At 68.2% G+C, this 18044-nt stretch carries 10 protein-coding genes; 7 read left to right on the forward strand and 3 right to left on the reverse strand.

What is annotated here, in order from left to right:
• Positions 1 to 111 precede the first annotated feature (111 nt).
• Positions 112 to 1254, reverse strand: a complete 1143-nt coding sequence (locus tag ACFK0J_RS05060) for an acyl-CoA dehydrogenase family protein (protein ID WP_378737014.1) — start codon at positions 1252 to 1254, stop codon at positions 112 to 114.
• 670 nt (positions 1255 to 1924) lie between these two features.
• Between ACFK0J_RS05060 and ACFK0J_RS05065 the strand changes: the two genes are divergently transcribed.
• The 4 genes from ACFK0J_RS05065 to ACFK0J_RS05080 all read left to right on the forward strand — a co-directional run bounded on the left by ACFK0J_RS05065 (position 1925) and on the right by ACFK0J_RS05080 (position 6585).
• Complete coding sequence (locus ACFK0J_RS05065) at positions 1925 to 2317, forward strand: ArsR/SmtB family transcription factor (RefSeq protein WP_378737016.1); 393 nt, start codon at positions 1925 to 1927, stop codon at positions 2315 to 2317.
• Between the two features lie 47 nt (positions 2318 to 2364).
• Positions 2365 to 3411, forward strand: a complete 1047-nt coding sequence (locus ACFK0J_RS05070; protein ID WP_378737018.1) for a cation diffusion facilitator family transporter — start codon at positions 2365 to 2367, stop codon at positions 3409 to 3411.
• Between the two features lie 210 nt (positions 3412 to 3621).
• Positions 3622 to 4917 (forward strand): serine hydrolase domain-containing protein, encoded by a 1296-nt coding sequence (locus tag ACFK0J_RS05075; RefSeq protein WP_378737020.1) that lies wholly within the window; start codon positions 3622 to 3624, stop codon positions 4915 to 4917.
• Between the two features lie 30 nt (positions 4918 to 4947).
• Positions 4948 to 6585, forward strand: coding sequence for a long-chain fatty acid--CoA ligase (locus tag ACFK0J_RS05080; protein WP_378737022.1), 1638 nt, complete (start codon positions 4948 to 4950; stop codon positions 6583 to 6585).
• A 77-nt stretch (positions 6586 to 6662) separates the two neighbouring features.
• Here the strand turns inward: ACFK0J_RS05080 and ACFK0J_RS05085 are convergent, their stop codons facing one another.
• Both ACFK0J_RS05085 and ACFK0J_RS05090 read right to left on the reverse strand, forming a co-directional pair.
• Positions 6663 to 7055, reverse strand: a complete 393-nt coding sequence (locus ACFK0J_RS05085; protein ID WP_378737024.1) for an SCO5389 family protein — start codon at positions 7053 to 7055, stop codon at positions 6663 to 6665.
• Between the two features lie 63 nt (positions 7056 to 7118).
• The gene (locus ACFK0J_RS05090) at positions 7119 to 8165 is read right to left on the reverse strand and encodes a nitronate monooxygenase (RefSeq protein ID WP_378737026.1); all 1047 of its coding nucleotides are present in this window, start codon (positions 8163 to 8165) and stop codon (positions 7119 to 7121) included.
• Positions 8166 to 8414: 249 nt separating this feature from the next.
• On the opposite strand from ACFK0J_RS05090, the gene ACFK0J_RS05095 reads away from it, so the two are divergent.
• The 3 genes from ACFK0J_RS05095 (at position 8415) to ACFK0J_RS05105 (ending at position 18030) form a co-directional block, all read left to right on the forward strand.
• Entirely contained in the window at positions 8415 to 9242 is an 828-nt protein-coding gene (locus ACFK0J_RS05095; RefSeq protein ID WP_378737028.1) for a M23 family metallopeptidase, read from the forward strand.
• Between the two features lie 160 nt (positions 9243 to 9402).
• Positions 9403 to 10389 carry a DNA-binding response regulator gene (locus ACFK0J_RS05100; RefSeq protein ID WP_378737030.1) on the forward strand — a complete coding sequence of 329 codons (987 nt, stop codon included), beginning with the start codon at positions 9403 to 9405 and terminating at the stop codon, positions 10387 to 10389.
• Between the two features lie 294 nt (positions 10390 to 10683).
• Positions 10684 to 18030, forward strand: a complete 7347-nt coding sequence (locus ACFK0J_RS05105) for an amino acid adenylation domain-containing protein (protein WP_378737032.1) — start codon at positions 10684 to 10686, stop codon at positions 18028 to 18030.
• Positions 18031 to 18044: the final 14 nt, after the last annotated feature.

Raw genomic sequence — 18044 nt, forward strand, 5'->3', positions numbered from 1 at the left:
ATCCGCGGTCAGAGAATCGACATTTTCGGCCAAATGCGGTTCGAGAACCAGACCTGTTCTCGCGATCCGCACCCGCTGCGGTCCGCCGAATCGGGTGCGGATCCTGATGCGTCAGTTGCCCGCGAGTTGGCGGGCAATGACGAGGCGCTGGATCTGATTGGTGCCCTCGAAGATCTGCATGACCTTGGCTTCCCGCATGTAGCGCTCGACCGGGAAGTCCTGGGTGTAGCCGTAACCGCCGAAGACTTGCACCGCATCGGTGGTGACCTTCATGGCGGCATCGGTGGCAATGAGTTTCGCGACGCTGGCCTGGCGCGAGTAGGGCAGCCCGGCGTCGCGGCGGCGGGCGGCATCGAGGTAGGTGGCGCGGGCCGAATCGACCGCGGCGGCCATGTCGGCGAGTACGAAGCCGAGGCCCTGATGGTCGATGATGTGGCGGCCGAACGCTTCTCGCTCCTTGGCGTAGGCGACTGCCTCGTCGAGGGCGCGCTGTGCCAAACCTGTTGCGACGGCGGCGATGCCGAGGCGGCCGGAGTCGAGGGCGCTGAATGCTATCGAAAGTCCCTGTCCCTCTTCGCCGATCAGACGTTCATCGGGCAGGAACGCGTCGTCGTAGGCGGCGGTGGTGGTCGGCACGGCCCGCAGGCCCATCTTCTCCTCGGGCTTGCCGAAGCTCAGCCCCTCGGTATCGCGCGGCACCAGGAAGCACGAAACGCCGCGGGAGCCTTCGCCGGTACGGGCGAACAGGGTGTAGAAATCGGCGCGGCCGCCATTGGTGATCCACGCCTTCGCACCGTTGATCCGGTAGCCGCCATCGACTTTCGTCGCCCGGCAGCGCAGCGCGGCGGCATCGGAGCCCGCGTGCGGCTCGGAAAGGCTGTAGGCGCCGATGGTTTCACCGGACAGCATGTCCGCGAGCCAGCGCTGCTGCTGCTCCTCGGTGCCGAAGGTGAACAGCGGATGGCAGGACAGGCTGTGCACGCTCACCGCCACCGCGACCGCGGCCCACCGCGCCGCCAGTTCCTCCAGCACTTGCAGATACACCTCGTAGGGCTGGGCACCGCCACCGAATTCCTCGGGATACGGCAAGCTCAGCAGACCGGCGGCGCCCAGGGCGGGGAAGACGCCGTCGGGAAACGTCCCGGTCTTCTCGCACTCGACCACCCGCGGTTCGAGCACCTTGTCGGCGATATCGCGGGTCAGCTCGAGCAGGTCCCGAGCCTCGGACGTCGGCAGCATTCGATCCACTGGCATGCCCCTACGCTAGCGAGCCTGCCGCCGGTGCGGGGATCAGGCCGTTGATACCGCACCGGCGTCAGCGGTGGTGCCCTCGACCCCCCGGCCGTGGTGTGCGGAACATGCTGTGTCCGTTCACTATCCGGCGGCCGGTATGTTGGACCGTGCTCCGCGCCGGGTGGCTGCGCCATTGCCGAATTCCGCACGCCGATCGGACCGGATCGCTTCGGCGGCGGATTGTCGCTGGCCGAGCGCGGTCTGGACCGACAACGTGCGCTGGTGAATTGCTCAGTGGCGCACCGGCCGGTGCACCCAGCCAGGCTTGCGGCTGGTCACGGGCGGGAAGCAGTCATAGCCGACCGGTCGGCCTGCGATGCACGTGCAAATGTGAGTGCATCCAGGGGTCTTGAATTTTACTGCCACGCGGATGAATTCGCGCAGGTCACAAGGTTGCTGCCACTTGGCTGGCCCGCCTTGCCGCGCTCGCATTGTCTCATTCGGGTGATATTCGGCAGGTTGCCTGGCGCAGTAGTGCCATAACGACTAAGACGGTGGGTGGTGCGATCGGGGACGGACCGGCATGTCGGCGACCACGCAGGGGGTGTCGCCGCCATTCCGGTCCGATGGGGGGAATCGGTCAGCAACTCCCCAGTGGCCGAGACCGGCCCGCCTGCTCTATTATCTGCGTATGAATGCAGATAACCAGGAAGGCCGGTCGCTCGCGGACGACCAGGTGGGTCTGGTTGTCGAGGTCTTCCGCATGCTTGCCGATGCGACCCGGGTCCGTCTGTTGTGGTCACTGGTCGATCGCGAGCTTTCGGTGAACGACCTCGCGGGCTACGTCGGTAAACCCGCGCCTTCGGTCTCCCAGCATCTGGCCAAGCTGCGGATGGCGCGCTTGGTCAGCACCCGCCGCTCCGGCACGACGATCTACTACAGCCTGGAGAACGAGCACGTCCGGCAGCTGGTCGTGGACGCGGTCTACAACGCCGAGCATGCGGGTCCGGGCATTCCACCGCACCACCGCGGCGAGACGGCCGTGCGCGAATTACCGGAGCAGCGGACCGGGACAGCGGAATGAGTTGCACGAAACATAGTCCTGGGCAACGGATCTCGGAGCATGACGTGATGCATACGGCGGATGGGCACAGCGGTGAGTTCGGCCATGACCACCACCACGGTTCCGGGCATCAGCACGGGCATGGGCACGGTCAGCACCCGCATGATCATCCGAAAGGCTTGCGCGGCATCGTCCGCGAGATCTTCGTGCCGCACAGCCACGATGCGGCCGACAGCGTCGACGACGCCTTGGAAGCCAGCTCCGTCGGTATCCGGGCGGTGAAGATAAGCCTCGTGGTACTCGGGGTAACCGCGGCATTGCAGGTGCTGGTGGTGGCGGCCTCCGGGTCGGTGGCGTTGGCGGCGGACACTATTCACAACTTCTCGGACGCGTTGACCGCTGTACCGCTGTGGATCGCGTTCGCGCTCGGGCGGCGCGCGGCGACCCGGCGCTACACCTACGGGTTCGGTCGTGCCGAGGATCTGGCGGGTCTGTTCGTCGTCGCGATGATCGCGCTGTCGGCGTTGGTCGCCGGGTACGAGGCGGTCCGCAGGTTGCTGGCCCCGGTGCCGATCGAGCATCTCGGCTGGGTCGCCGTCGCCGGTGTGATCGGCTTCCTCGGCAACGAGACCGTGGCGCTGTATCGCATCCGGGTCGGGCGACGGATCGGCTCGGCCGCGCTGGTCGCCGACGGCTTGCACGCCCGCACCGACGGCTTCACCTCGCTGGCGGTGCTCCTCGGCGCGGGCGGTGTCGCGCTCGGGTTTCCGCTGGCCGACCCGATCATCGGCCTGCTGATCACCCTCGCCATCCTCGCGGTGCTACGCACCGCCGCCCGGGATGTGCTGCGCCGCCTGATGGACGCGGTCGAGCCGGGCCTGGTCACGGCCGCCGAGCGGGCCCTGGCCGCCGAACCCGACGTGCAGGGCGTCCGCAGCCTGCGGATGCGCTGGATCGGCCACCGGCTGCACGCCGACGTGGAATTGGATGTCGCCCCGACCATCACCCTCGCCGAGGCGCATCGCGTCGCACACGAGGCCGAACACACCCTCACCCACGTCGTCCCCAAACTGAACACCGCCGTCGTGCACGCCTACCCGGCACACGTCGGATGAACCCCAACCCACATCGCCCATCACTTCCTCCGCCGACTGATCTCGTGAGCACATGGGTAACTCGCCGGGTACGGGCTAATTCGCCCACGGGTGCCACCGCCGGACGCCGATGAAACTCTCGCGGCACCTCAATCTGGCCTGAATACACGGGGAGGCGGGACAGGTAGCATTCGCGATGTGATGTGGCTCATGATCGGTATGTGCTGAGCCATGCTGACGCGCGTCCGAAACCTCTCGAAGCTGCCTGACCTGCTCCATCGGAGCCGGATCCCGGCGGATCTCGAGTCCGTCGCGGCCATCGGCCCCGAGGCCGAGCCCACCGAGTTGGGCCTACCGGCCGACTACGCCGAGCGGATCTGGAAGCGGATGCAGCTGGTATACCGCAGCGGCGTGCACCCGGCCATTCAGGTTTGTGTGCGCAGGCACGGCGTGGTCGTCTTCGACCGCGCACTCGGCCACGCGCACGGCAACGGTCCGGACGATGCGGTGGATACGCCGAAGGTGCCGGTCACGCCGAGCACCCCATTTGTCACTTACTCGGCCTCGAAGGGCGTCACCGCGTTCGTCGTGCATCTGCTCGTCGACCGCGGCCTGATCGATCTGCACGCGCCGATCTGCCAGTACATCCCCGAATACGGTTGTCATGGAAAGGAATCCATCACCGTCGGACATGTGCTCGCGCACCGCTCCGGTGTGGCGAACCTGCCGAGGGCGGCCTTGACGGCCGAGGCCGTCGCGGATCGTGAACTGTTGGTGCGGAATCTGTGCGCGGTGCGGCCGTCCGTGCCGCCCGGCCGGTTCCAGTCCTACCACGCCCTGTCCGGCGGTTTCATCCTCGGCGAGGTGGTCTACCGGGTCACCGGCAAGGACATCCGCACCGTGCTGGACGAGGAGATCCTGCGCCCGCTGGCCTTCCGCTGGACCAATTACGGTGTGGCACCGAAGGATTTCCCGGCCCTCGCCAGGAACTACCGGACCGGCCTGGCTCCGCTGCCGCCGCTGTCGCTGGCCATGGAGCGACTACTCGGCGTCTCCTTCGCCGAGGCCGTGGAAACCGGCAACGACCCCGCCTATCTCGGCATCATCGCGCCGGCGGCGAATGTGGTCAGCACCGCCAACGAGCTGTCCCGTTTCTACGAGATCTTCCGGCGCGGCGGCGAACTCGACGGCGTCCGGGTGATGCGACCGGAAACCATTGCGGCCGCGCTTGTTCCGCAGTCGCGGATCGAGCCGGACCTGTCGCTCGGCATGAACTTCGGTTTCGGCTACGGCCCGATGCTCGGTGGCCGGGTGGTGAGCCTGTACGGCCCCGACACCCGGCGTGCCTTCGGGCATCTCGGCTTCACCAACAACGCGGCGTGGGCCGATCCGGAGCGCGCGCTCTCGTGCGCCGTGCTCACCAGCGGCAAACCGATCCTGTATCCCGAACTCATCCGCTGGGTGGGTCTGCTCTACGGGATCACCTCGGAGACACCGAAGGTGGCCGAAACAGACTTGGCTTTCTGAGTGGAAGTCACTGAAGAAAAAGGAGTTCCGATGTTGAGCACTATGCAGGACGAGCCGTTGTCGCTGGCGACGTTGCTGCGCTACGCATCGACATTTGTCGGCGATTCGACCGTGTCCACCTGGACCGGTACCGGCGTGCGCACCATGACCTATCGCGAGCTCGGCGCGGACGCGGCGCGGCTGGCGAACGCGTTGCGTGCGCTGGGGATCGGCATCGGCGATCGAGTCGGCACCTTCATGTGGAACAACAACGAGCACATGGTCGCCTACATCGCGGTGCCCGCGATGGGTGCGGTGCTGCATGCGCTCAACATCCGGCTGTTCCCCGAGCAACTGGTCTACGTGGCCGATCACGCCGAGGATCAGGTGGTGCTGGTCGACGGCACGCTGCTGCCGATGTTCGCCCAGTACCTGCCGAACCTGAAGACGGTCCGGCACGTCATCGTGGTCAACGGCGACGCGTCGACGCTGTCCGCGCCCGCGGGTGTGCAGGTGCATGCCTACACCGAACTCCTTGCCGCGCAACCGGATACCTACGACTTTCCGATCATCGACGAACGTTCCGCCGCGGCAATGTGCTACACCTCCGGCACCACCGGCGACCCGAAGGGCGTGGTGTATTCGCATCGCTCGAATTGGTTGCACGCCATGCAGGTGTGCTCGCCGAGCAGCATGGGTTTCTCCGGCGCCGACAATGTGCTCGCCATCGTGCCGCTGTTCCATGCCAACGCGTGGGGCCTGCCGTACGCGGCGCTGATGTCCGGCGCGAGTCTGTTGATGCCGGACCGGTTCCTGCAGCCGGGTCCGTTGCTGGAGATGATGGCGGCGCAGCGGCCGACCTTCGCCGCCGCGGTGCCGACCATCTGGGGCGGCGTGCTGGCCGGGCTCGCCGCGCACCCGCAGGACATCACGCATCTGCGCTCGGTGGTGGTCGGCGGTTCGGCGGTGCCGCCGTCGATGATGCGGGCCTTCGAGGAAAAGCACGGCGTCCGCATCCTGCACGCCTGGGGCATGACCGAAACCTCGCCGCTCGGCAGCGTGGCGCATCCGCCTGCCGGAGTGACCGGCGAAGACGCGTGGGCCTACCGCTACACCCAGGGACGGTTCCCGGCGAGCGTGCAGGCCAGGCTGGTCGCCGACGACGGCAGCGTGGTGCCGAACGACGGAGTATCGCTGGGCGAGTTGGAGGTTCGCGGGCCGTGGATCACCGGCTCCTATTACTCTCCGGACGGTACCGAGGTCGACCCGGAGAAGTTCGACGACGGCTGGTTGCGCACCGGTGACGTCGGCAAGATCAGCCGGGACGGTTACCTCACGCTGGTGGACCGCTCCAAGGACGTGATCAAGTCCGGCGGCGAATGGATCTCGTCGGTGGACCTGGAGAACGCCGTGATGGGTCACCCCGCCGTGGCCGAGGCGGCCGTGATCGGCGTGCCGGACGAGAAGTGGGACGAGCGGCCGCTGGTGGCCATCGTGCTCGCCGAGGGCGCCGAGGCGAAGGCCGACGAATTGCGCGACTTCCTCGCCGACAAGTTCGCGAAATGGCAACTGCCGGAACGGTGGACGTTCATCGCGGAGGTGCCGAAGACTAGCGTCGGCAAGTTCGACAAGAAGCGGCTGCGCGCTCAGTACGCCGATGGCGACCTGACGGTCACCACGCTGTCCTGACCGAAACCGGTCCGGTCACCGCATAAGCCCGGCGCGGAGCCAAATCGCTTGCCGCGCCGGGCCTATGCGGGTGGTCATCAGCAGTTACGCAGTTCCGGGCTCTGATTGAGCAGCTGGGCCCGGGTACCGATGAACGTGCTGTAGGTGTCGCCGCCGACCGCGGAGATCGGGAAAGCGGCCACCCGGTGGCAGTTCTGGAAGGCGAGCTTCACGCCGAAGTGGCGCTCCAGCCCGCCGCGGATCGCGTCGGAGGCCATGGCGCGCAGCAGTTGCCCGCGCGCCACCTCATCCGGCGGAGGAACCACGTTGTCCGCGTATTCCGCTGTGCCGGAGTGCAGTTCGCCGGCCACCCGGCTGACGACTTCCCAAGCGTAGGGCAGCGAGTTGCGGACAACCTCGACGAAGTCGGCGTCGCTGACTTCGCCGCGTTCGGCGCGTTCGAGTAATGCGGTGGGTACATCGAGGGACATAGCGCTCTCCTCCAAGGATGGACGGCCGATGCGATGCGTCTCGATTCTAATCGAAAGTCGTTGTCAACAAACCTGGATTCGCCGCGAAAGCGCCGCGTTCAGTGCGGATTTCGTATCAGCGGCGAGCTTGCGGACCAGTTCGCCCGCTGGTAGCTCCGGTGCCAGTGAGTGCGTTTGCCCCGCCCAGAGGTTCACGTTTTCCGGGTTGCCCGCAGTTCGAGCCGCCGCCCGCAAAGGGCCGGTGGCGTAATGGATTTCCGGGTAGGCGGCGGGTGCGGTCGCGCTGTGCTCGACCATGAATCGGTTGCGCAGCCCGCGCGCGCGCCGACCGGTGAAGGCGCGGGTGAGCATGGTCGGGGTGTCCGAGCTCAGCGCGGCGCGGTGCAAAGGATTGGTGCCCGCCTCTGGGCAGCGCAGGAACACCGTGCCGAGTTGCACGGCGGCCGCGCCCGCGGCCAGCGCGGCCGCGATGCCCGCGCCGGTGCTGATACCACCGGTGGCCACCACCGGCCGGTCCGTTGCCGCGCGCAGCAATTGCAGTAGGGCGAGCACGCTCAGCGGATCGGTGGCGTCGTCCTCGGGGCGATCGACGAAGGTGGCGCGATGCCCGCCCGCCTCCGCGCCTTGGGTGATGAGCACGTCGGCACCCCGCTCGACCGCGACGGCCGCTTCGGCGGCCGAGGTCACGGTCACCCAGATCTCGGAGCCGACGGCGTGTAGCCGCGCGATCTCCGCGGCGGACGGGCAGCCGAAGGTGAACGAGACGGCCGCGACCGGATCGGCGACGAGCAGATCCAGCTTGGCGTCCCAGTCGTCGGTGTCGTACTTCGCGTCGCCGACCGGATGCTCGCGCGCGAGCTCGGCGAGGTAGTCCGCGAACGCGGCGGCGGGAGCGGCGGGGCCCGGCACGAACAGATTCACGCCGAAGGGCGCGCCGGTCAGGGCGCGGGTGGCGGTGATCCGCGCGGCGGTGTCGGCTGCGCTCAGGTAACCGGCGGCCAGCAGACCGAAGCCACCGGCCTCGGTGACCGCGACGGTCAGCTCGGGCGTGGAGGGTCCGCCTGCCATCGGGGCGAGCACGATCGGGACGTTCAAGTCATCGATGATCACGGCTCCAGTCTGACTTACTGGACGTGTGACCCGGTGTTTACCTGGGTCTTTGCCGCAGAAGGTTGCGGAATGGTCACGCTGGCGTAGAGTTCCCATCACAACGGATGCCAAACCGTTACATCGCAAGCTTGACCGGATCGTTACCGAACCGGTCCGCGACAGGCCAGGCACCGCTTGAACCAACTGTTCTTCGGACGCAAGGACGCAGCTTTGTCGCACCATCGGGTAGGCCCCAGTTCCATTACGGTCATGAGCCTCATCGGCGATGATATTTCGGGGCGGCCGACGCGGCATCGCGCCGAGTCGACCGCGACCGAACGAGTCAAGGTCGCCGCCGGTGTCGCGGTCGCCACGGGTGCCCTGATCGGCACCGTCTCGCAGATCGCGCCCGCCGTCGCCAGCCCGCTGCTCCCCGGCGCGCACGACGGTGACGAGGCCGAGGGGCCGATGACCTTCCGGGGAACCGGCATTCTTCCGGTCGCCCAGACCAAGATCGCCACCCCCGCACCGGAGGCCCCGGCCGCCGAGGCGCCGGTCGCCACCCAGGTCGCCGCTCCCGTCGCCGCCCCGTTCGGCCTGCCGAACCTGCCGCCGGAGATCGCGGGCCCGCTGGCCCAGGCCGAGCAGATTCTCAAGGGTGTGCAGCAACAGGTCGCTCCCGCGCCCGCCAATGTGGCGGTGCGCCCCGTCGCCGGTGCGGTCAGCTCCGGATTCGGCAGCCGCTGGGGCGAATTCCACTACGGCCTCGACTTCGCCGACCACCTCGGCGCCCCCATCCACTCCGTGAGCAACGGCACCGTGATCGAGGCGGGCCCCGCGTCCGGCTTCGGTCTGTGGGTGCGCGTGCAGCAGGACGACGGCACCACCGCCGTCTACGGCCACGTGAACGAAATGCTCGTGCGGGAAGGCCAGCGGGTCAACGCGGGCGATGTGATCGCCACCGTCGGCAACCGCGGCAACTCCACCGGCCCGCACCTGCACCTGGAGATCTGGGATCAGGGCGGCAGCAAGATCGACCCGATGCCGTACCTCGCGGCCAAGGGAGTGCCACTGCAGTGGGGCCCCTCGGCGCACTGATCCCGCTGCCGGGCTTGATATTCCGTCGCTCACGTCACCCGCTGGCGTGCAGGGTTCCGCACCACAACCAGTCGGTCGTCGGGCGTACCTCCCCCTTCGCTCCGGCCGTGCGCGGTCTGCGGACCGGACTCCGTCCGCCAGTTCACATTAAGCTCATTCCGTGACCGACCTGGGCGACATCTTCGAGCCTGGATCACCACACGGCCGCACCTACGCCGTGCTGGTGCATCATCCGCGGTCGAGTCTCGCCGATATCGCGCAGTATCTGGGCGTTTCGGAAGAGACCGCCGCGGCCTCCTTGGACGTGCTGTGTGACTTGCGCGCCGCCGTGCGCGTGACGACTCCCGATGGCGCGCCCCCGGTGTGGGACGCCCACGCCCCGGAGTCGTTGTCGGAGGCCGAGGCTCGGCGAAGACAACAGCAGATCAACCAGATGCACACGGCCGCAGCGCGGCTCAGTGAGACGTTCCGTTCGGTGCGCCGCTCGCCGCGCAGCAATGGCGCCGTGGTGCCGGTCTTCGAACGCCTGGAAATGCTCGCCGATTTCGAGGAGATGCAAACCGCGGCGCGCAGCTGCGTCAAGGTCGTCGAACGCGGGCCCTATCTCAGCGATCTCGACCGCGAGCGACAGTTGTTCCTGCTCAAGCGCGGCCGGCTCAGCGAAGGTATCCGGTACCAGACGCTCTACCAGGACACCATCTATCAGGACCCGGAACGGCTGCGGCACGCACTGTCCACCAATGCCAGTGGGGCACAGGCGCGCACGTTGCCCGAGCCGCCGTTCAAAATGATCATCAGTGACGACGAACGCGCTAGCCTGGTGTTGCACGTCGACGAACGCCGCCCGGACCCCATGGGCTTACGGATCACCGGCTCACCCGCGCTGGATCTGCTGGTCAAAACGTTCGACGTGCTGTGGTCGCTGGCCGCTCCCATTTCGGTGAACCCGACCGCGGAGGCCCTCGACGAACGGGACCGGGCGATCCTGACCCTGATGGGTCTCGGCGCCACCGACGACACCATCGCGCGACGGCTCGGCATGTCTCGGCGTACTGTGGTCCGCCGGACCGCGCGACTGCTGGAGCGGCTCGGCGCGAGCACCCGATTCCAGGCTGGGGTGCAGGCAACCCGACGTGGTTGGTTGTGAGCTAGTTCACCGATCCGGGTACTCCTGCAACATGACCGGCTCGACACCGATATAACCCCTGGCATCTGGCAAGACACCGCTTCCATGGGGGCAGCGGCGGATGTGTGATCGAAAGACAGGAGCCGACAAGGGGGCGCGGGTTGCTGTCAGCGGCCCGTTAGTAATCCAAGACAGCACGCGTGGACACCGAACAGTCCCTTATATGATTGCTCGGACCGCGCTGGCCCCGGACGATACGCCCTCGATATGGGTAGGGCCGGGTCCTAGCTCGATGCGAGAGGTGAATGCACTCGAATGGAAACTGCCCGTCGTTCCGCTCGTGGTAGCCGTCGCCGCAGGTCGGGCAGCCCGCTGTTCGGGCAGTTGCTGACCGCCGCCGTCGAATCCGAGGCCGCAGAGGTCGCCATCCGCTACAACCCGTCGGGCCAGCTCGACGACGAACGCCAGCTCACCTACGCCCAGCTCGACGCGGCCTCCTCCCGGCTGGCCAGGGAACTGATCGAACGCGGTGTCGGTCCGGGCGACGTGGTCGCCATCGGTATCGCGCGCAGCCTCGAGTCGGTGCTCGCCGTGTGGGCGATCGCGAAGACCGGTGCGGCGTACGTGCCGGTGGATCCGGCCTACCCGACCGAGCGCATCAACCACATCGTGTCCGACTCCGGCGCCGTGGTCGGACTCACCACCTCGGCCCATCGCCCGGTGCTCGGCACCGGGGTGTACTGGATCGAGCTCGACGACCCGGTGCAGGCCGCGCGGATCGCCGCCCGGCCCGAGCACCCGATCTCCTACGCCGACCGAGTGCGTCCGCTCGACGAGCGGCACCCGGCCTACGTCATCTACACATCCGGTTCGACCGGCAAGCCCAAGGGCGTCGTGGTCACCCACACCGGCCTGGCGGGCCTGGTGGCCGCCGAGCGCGAGCACTACGGGGTGACCGCCGATTCGCGAGTGCTGCATGTGTGCTCGCCGAACTTCGACGTGTCGGTCCTGGAGTTGCTGCTCGCCTTCTCCGCCGGCGCGACCCTGGTGATCGCGCCGCCGTCGGTGTTCGGCGGATACGAGCTGGCCGATCTGCTGCGTCGCGAGCAGGTCACGCACATGCTGATCACGCCGGGTGCGTTGGAGTCGGTCGATCCGACCGGACTGGACGACCTGCGGGTCGTGGTGGTGGCCGGTGACAAGTTCGGGCCGGAGCTGGTCGGCCGCTGGGCCCGTGACCACGAGTTCTACAACGGTTACGGACCGACCGAGGCCACCATTCTCGCGACGAGCACCACGCGAATGCTGCCCGACGACGTCATCACCATCGGCTCGGCGATCCCGGGAGTCGGTGCGTTCGTGCTGGATTCGCGGCTGCGGCCGGTTCCCGCCGGAGTGGTGGGCGAACTGTACCTTTCGGGTCCCGCCTTGGCTCAGGGCTATCTCGGCAGGCCAGGACTCACCGCGGAGCGCTTCGTGGCCAGTCCGTTCGGCGCCGATACCGGCAATCCCGGTGCGCGGCTGTACCGCACCGGAGACCTGGTGCGCCGCACCGAAGGCGAGGACGGCGGGGTCATCGAGTACCTCGGCCGCTCCGACTTCCAGGTCAAGATCCGTGGCTTCCGAATCGAACTCGGCGAAATCGACAACGCGCTGACCGCGCACCCCGACATCGACTACGCGGCGACGCTCGGCAAGACGCTGCCGTCCGGCGCCACCGCGCTGGTGTCCTATGTGTTGCCGCGGGCCGGAACCACCGTGGACACCGGCGAACTCGTCGAGTTCCTCGGGGAGTCCTTGGCCGCGTACATGATTCCCGCCGCCATCATGGTGCTCGACGAGATCCCGCTGACCCCGGTCGGCAAGTTGGACCGCGCGGCACTGCCCGCGCCGGTATTCGCCGCCAAGGCGTTCCGGGCACCGTCCACGCCGGTGGAGGAGATCGTCGCCGACGTGTTCGCCGCGTTGCTGGTGACCGGGGACGAAGGGCGCGTCGGCGTGGACGACGACTTCTTCGAACTCGGCGGCAACTCGCTGCTGGCCGCGCAGGCCGCCGCCCGAATCGGGTCGGCATTGAATGTGCGGGTGCCGGTGCAGCTGTTGTTCGAGGCGACAACGGTGGCCGCGCTCGCCGAGCGGGTCGAGCAGCACGCGGGTTCGGTCGCGGGCCAGGCGTTGCACGCGCGGCCGCGACCGGCCCGAGTGCCGCTGTCCTACGCACAGCAGCGGATGTGGTTCCTGAACCGGTTCGATCCGGACAGTGCCGTCAACAACATTCCGGCCGCGGTGCGGTTGTCCGGCCACCTCGATGTCGACGCGTTGCGTGCCGCCGTGCGCGACCTCGCGGAGCGGCACGAGGTGCTGCGGACGAGGTACCCCGAGGTCGACGGCGAGGGCTACCAGCTGGTGCTGCCGACCGGCGACCCGCATGCGGTGCCGGAATTGGTGGTCGAGCAGGCCACCGAGGCCGATATGCCCGGACTCGTCGCCGCGGCGGTGACCGAGGGCTTCGACGTGACCGTCGCGCCGCCGGTGCGGGTGCGGCTGCTCGAGCTGAGCGAGACCGAGCATGTACTGGTCTGCGTGGTGCACCACATCGCGGGTGACGGCTTCTCGATGGGCCCGCTGACCCGCGACCTGATGGCCGCCTACCTGGACCGGATGCGCGGCGGCGCACCGGAATGGCCGCCGCTCGAGGTGCAGTACGCCGACTACGCGATCTGGCAGCGGGAGATCCTGGGTGCCGAAGACGACCCGGAATCGGTACTGGCCCAGCAGATCGCTTACTGGCGCACCGAATTGGCCGCGCTGCCCGAGCAATTGGAGCTGCCCGCGGACCGGCCCCGTCCCGCGGTGGCATCCAACCGCGGCGCCACGCTTGGCTTCGAGATCGGTCCCGATGTCCACGCCGGACTGAGCCGCCTTGCGCACAGCCACAATTCGACGCTGTTCATGGTGGTGCACGCGGCGCTCGCGGTGCTGCTCGCCCGACTCTCGGGCGCCAGGGACATCGCCATCGGAACCCCGGTGGCGGGGCGTGGCGAGGCCGCGCTCGATGACCTCATCGGCATGTTCGTCAATACCCTTGTGCTGCGCACGGATGTCGACTCCGGTGCGACCTTCGACGAGCTGTTGCGCGAGGTGCGCCGGATCGACGTCGAGGCGTTCGGCCACGCCGACGTGCCCTTCGAGCGGCTGGTCGAGCTGCTCGATCCGGCACGCTCCGCGGCCCGGCATCCGCTGTTCCAGGTGATGCTGACCTTCCAGAACCTGGCCCGCACCGAACTGGAACTGCCCGGACTCTCGGTGTCGGCGGTGGATCTGGCGATGCCGCTGGCCAAGTTCGATCTGCAACTGGCCCTGGCCGAGCGGATCGACCGGCACGGGGCGGCGGAAGGCATTTCGGCGGCATTCACCTACGCCACCGATCTGTTCGACGAGGCGACCGTGCAGGACTTCGCCGACCGCTTCGGCCGGATCCTCACCGCGGTTGCCGGCGATTCCAGCGTGACCGTCGGTGATATCGACGTCCTCGCGCCGGGCGAACGCGATCTGGTGCTGCACGAGTGGAACAGCCCGGGCGCCGCGGTGCCCGAGGTTACGCTGGTCGATCTCATCGGCGCCCAGGCGCGCAGGCGACCGGACGCGGGCGCGATCCGCTACGGCGACACCACCGTTACCTTCGGTGAGCTGCAGCGCAGCGCCAACAAAGTGGCGCGGGCACTGATCGCGCAGGGCGTCGGCCCGGAATCCCTGGTAGCCGTTGCGGTTCCGCGGACCGAGGAGCTGCCGATCGCGCTGCTCGCGGTTCTCACGGCCGGTGCCGGGTACCTGCCGATCGATACCACCTATCCCACCCAGCGGCTGGAGTTCATGCTGTCCGATGCCGCCCCGGCGTGCATCCTTACCACCGCGAGCGAGCTGGAATCGGTTCCGGCGGGCGATATTCCGGTCATCCTGCTGGAAGAAACGGCCGACTTCGCCGACGCGCCGATCCGGGCCGCCGAGCGGACCGCACCGCTGCGGCCGGACAACCTCGCTTACGTCATCTACACCTCCGGCTCCACCGGTGTGCCCAAGGGTGTCGGTGTCGCGCACCGCAATGTGGTGCAGCTGTTCGCCAATACCCAGGTGCTGTTCGAGTTCGACGAGACCGACGTGTGGACGTTGTTCCACTCGTTCGCCTTCGACTTCTCGGTGTGGGAGTTGTGGTGCGCGCTGGCCAACGGCGGCACCGTCGTGGTGGTCGATTACCTGACCTCCCGTTCGCCGGAACTGTTCCGCGAGTTGCTGATTCGCGAGCAGGTCACCGTGCTCAACCAGACCCCGTCGGCGTTCTATCAGCTCGCCGAGGCCGATCGGGCCGCGCAGACCGCCGATCAGGCCAAGTTCGCGTTGCGCTACGTGGTATTCGGCGGTGAGGCGCTCGACCTGCGCCAGCTGCAGCGCTGGTACGAACGGCACGCGGTGGACGCGCCGTGGCTGGTCAACATGTACGGCATCACCGAAACCACGGTGCACGTGTCGTTCCTGTCGCTGGACGAGCAGATGGTCGACAATGCGGCGAGCGTCATCGGCCGCGCGCTGCCCGGCCTGGACGCCTATGTGCTCGAAGACCGGCTGCACCCCGCGCCGGTCGGTGTCGCGGGCGAGATCTACGTCGCGGGCACCCAGTTGTCTCGCGGCTACCTCGGCCGTCCCGGGCTCGCCGCGACCAGGTTCGTCGCGAATCCGTTCGGCGCGCCCGGATCTCGGATGTACCGCACCGGCGACATCGGCCGCTGGGTCGGTTTCGGTGGCCAAGCGACGCTCGAGTACGCGGGCCGCGGCGATCAGCAGGTGCAGTTGCGTGGCTTCCGCATCGAGCTCGGCGAGATCGAGTCGGCGCTGGTGCGCTGCCCTGGCGTGAGTCAGGCCGTGGTGCTGGTCCGCGCCGACGAGCACGCGGGCGACCGGCTCATCGGATATGTCGTGCCCGACACCGGTTCCGTGGTGGACTCGGTCGAATTGCGCAGTCAGGTCGGTGAATTCCTCACCGGCTACATGGTGCCGGACGCGCTCGTCGTGCTGGACGTGCTTCCGCTGACACCGAACGGCAAGTTGGACCGAAAGGCCCTGCCCGCACCGGAATTCACCAGCACGGCCACCTTCCGTGCCCCGAGTTCGCCGGTCGAGCAGGCCATCGCCGAAGTCTTCGCCGGACTGCTCGGCGCCAAGGACATCGGTTTGGACGACGACTTCTTCGGCCTCGGCGGCAACTCGCTGCTCGCCACCAGGGTGGTCGCCAGGATCAACGAGGCACTCGACGCGAATCTCGTGGTGCGCGAACTGTTCGAATCGCCCACCGTCGCGGCGCTGGCCGCGCGCGTCGTGCCCGGCGCGGCCAAGGCGTCCGGCGCGCGGCCGCCGCTGGCCCGCGTGCCACGGACCGATCGGGTGCCGTTGTCGCTTGCCCAGCAACGGATGTGGGTGCTCAACCAGTTCGATCCGGAGTCGCCCGCCTACAATATTCCGCTGGCGATCCGGCTGTCCGGCGTGCTGGACGTGCCCGCGCTGCGCAATGCCGTCGCCGACGTGCTCGAACGGCACGAGACGCTGCGCACCCGTTACCCGGCGGATCCGTCGGGGCTGGCGTACCAGGAGATCCTGTCGGTCGGCGAGGCGCTGCCCGGTGGACTCGAGGTCGTGGCCACCGCCGATCCGCTCGGCCGCATCACCGAGCTGATGTCCACCGGATTCGATGTGACGCAACAGGTTCCGGTGCGTGCGCTGCTGCTCGCGGTCGGGCAGGACGAACATCTGCTGGCGCTGGTCGTCCATCACATCTCGGCCGACGGCGCCTCGATGGCACCCCTGGCGCGGGACCTGGTGACCGCGTACCTCGCCAGGATCGGCGGCAATTCGCCACGCTGGTCGCCGCTCGAGGTGCAGTACGCCGACTTCGCCGCTTGGCAGCGCACCGTCATCGGCACCGATGACGACGAGAACTCCATCGCCGCACGGCAATTGGCCTACTGGCGGGAACAGCTCGACGGCCTGACCGGCGAGCTGAGCCTGCCGCTGGACCGCCCTCGCCCCGCCGTCCCGTCGATGCGTGGCGCCTCGACCGGCCTCGCGATCGCACCCGACGTGCACGCGGCGCTGGTTCGGATTGCCCGCGAACACAATTCGACGCTGTTCATGGTCGTGCACGCCGCGCTCGCCGTGCTGCTGGCCCGGCAGACCAACAGCACCGACATCGCCATCGGCACGCCGATCGCGGGCCGTGGCGAACGCGCGCTGGACGAGCTGGTCGGCATGTTCGTCAACACGCTCACGCTGCGCACCACCGTCGAACCCGGCACCACCTTCGCCGAACTCGTCGAGCAGGCCCGCGAGACAGACCTCGCGGCCTTCGCCAACGCGGACATCCCGTTCGAACGGGTCGCCGAGGTGGTCGCCGCCGGTCATGCGTCGGTGTACAACCCGCTGTTCGGCGTGGTGCTGTCGTTCCAGAACAACGAGCAGCCGACGCTGGAATTGCCCGGCCTGACGATCACCGGACTGGACGGCGGCCAGATCGCGGCCAAGTTCGATCTGCAGGTGAATGTCGACCCGCGGCACCGCGAAGACGGCTCACCCGACGAGCTGATCACCGCGATCACCTACGCGATCGACCTTTTCGACGAGTCGACGGTGCAGGCGCTGTGCCGCAGGCTGGAACGCGTCCTGACCGCGGTGGTCGCCGATCCCCAGGTGCGGGTCGGTGACATCGACCTGCTCGACGCACAAGAGCGCGAGCGGGTCCAGGCCGCGACGGAATCGGCGCACGAGACCAACGTCCAGAGCGCGACATCGACCACGGGAACGGCGTTGACCCAGGCGCTGACCGCCGTGGTGGAGGACGACCCGGATGGTCCCGCGGTGGTGTTCGGTGAGGACGCGGTGTCCTACCAGGAACTCGACGCACGCTCCTCGCGCCTGGCGCGGGTGCTCGCGGCACGTGGTTGTGGGCCCGGCGACGGGGTGGCGGTCCGGTTCGATCGCGGTGTGGACGCGGTCGTCGCGACGTGGGCCGTGCTCAAGGCCGGTGCCGCCGTCGTTCCGGTGTCCGCCGCCGACGCCACGATTCCGGCAGCCCCGGTTGTCAAGGTCGGGCTCACCGATGCGGCAGTGCCAGCGGTGGGCGATGTCGACTGGCTGGTGCTCGACGATCCCGCGGTGGCCGCGCAGATCGCGGCCGAATCGCCGCGTCCGGTTACCTACGCGCACCGCACCCGGGTGCTCCGCGGCACCGACCCGGCCTTCGTCGGCGCGCGCACGCTCGACTACGACGAGCTGGCCGGGGCGGCGGACCGATTGCGCACCCGCACCGAGCTGACCTTCGAATCACGCACCTTCCAACTCGGCGGTCCGGCGGAGCTGGCGTTGATCGAGGTGGTGGCCGCCGGCTCGGCTGGGGCCTCGGTGGTACTCGTCCCGGACGATGCCGAGCTGACCGAAGCGCTCGCCGACGAGTGGATCAGCCACCTGCTCACCGATCGAGCGGGACTCAGTACCCTCGACTCGGCGGCGTTGGCGGATCTGCGGGCCGTGGTGCTGGCGGATGGCGCTGATGTCAGCAGCGCATGGACGCAGGTGGCGACGGTGGTCGCCCTGACCGACCTGCTGCGGGTGGGGTAAAACCCGACCAGTAC

The organism is Nocardia brasiliensis (assembly GCF_042691675.1).
In the GTDB taxonomy this organism is placed as follows: Bacteria; Actinomycetota; Actinomycetes; order Mycobacteriales; family Mycobacteriaceae; genus Nocardia; species Nocardia brasiliensis_D.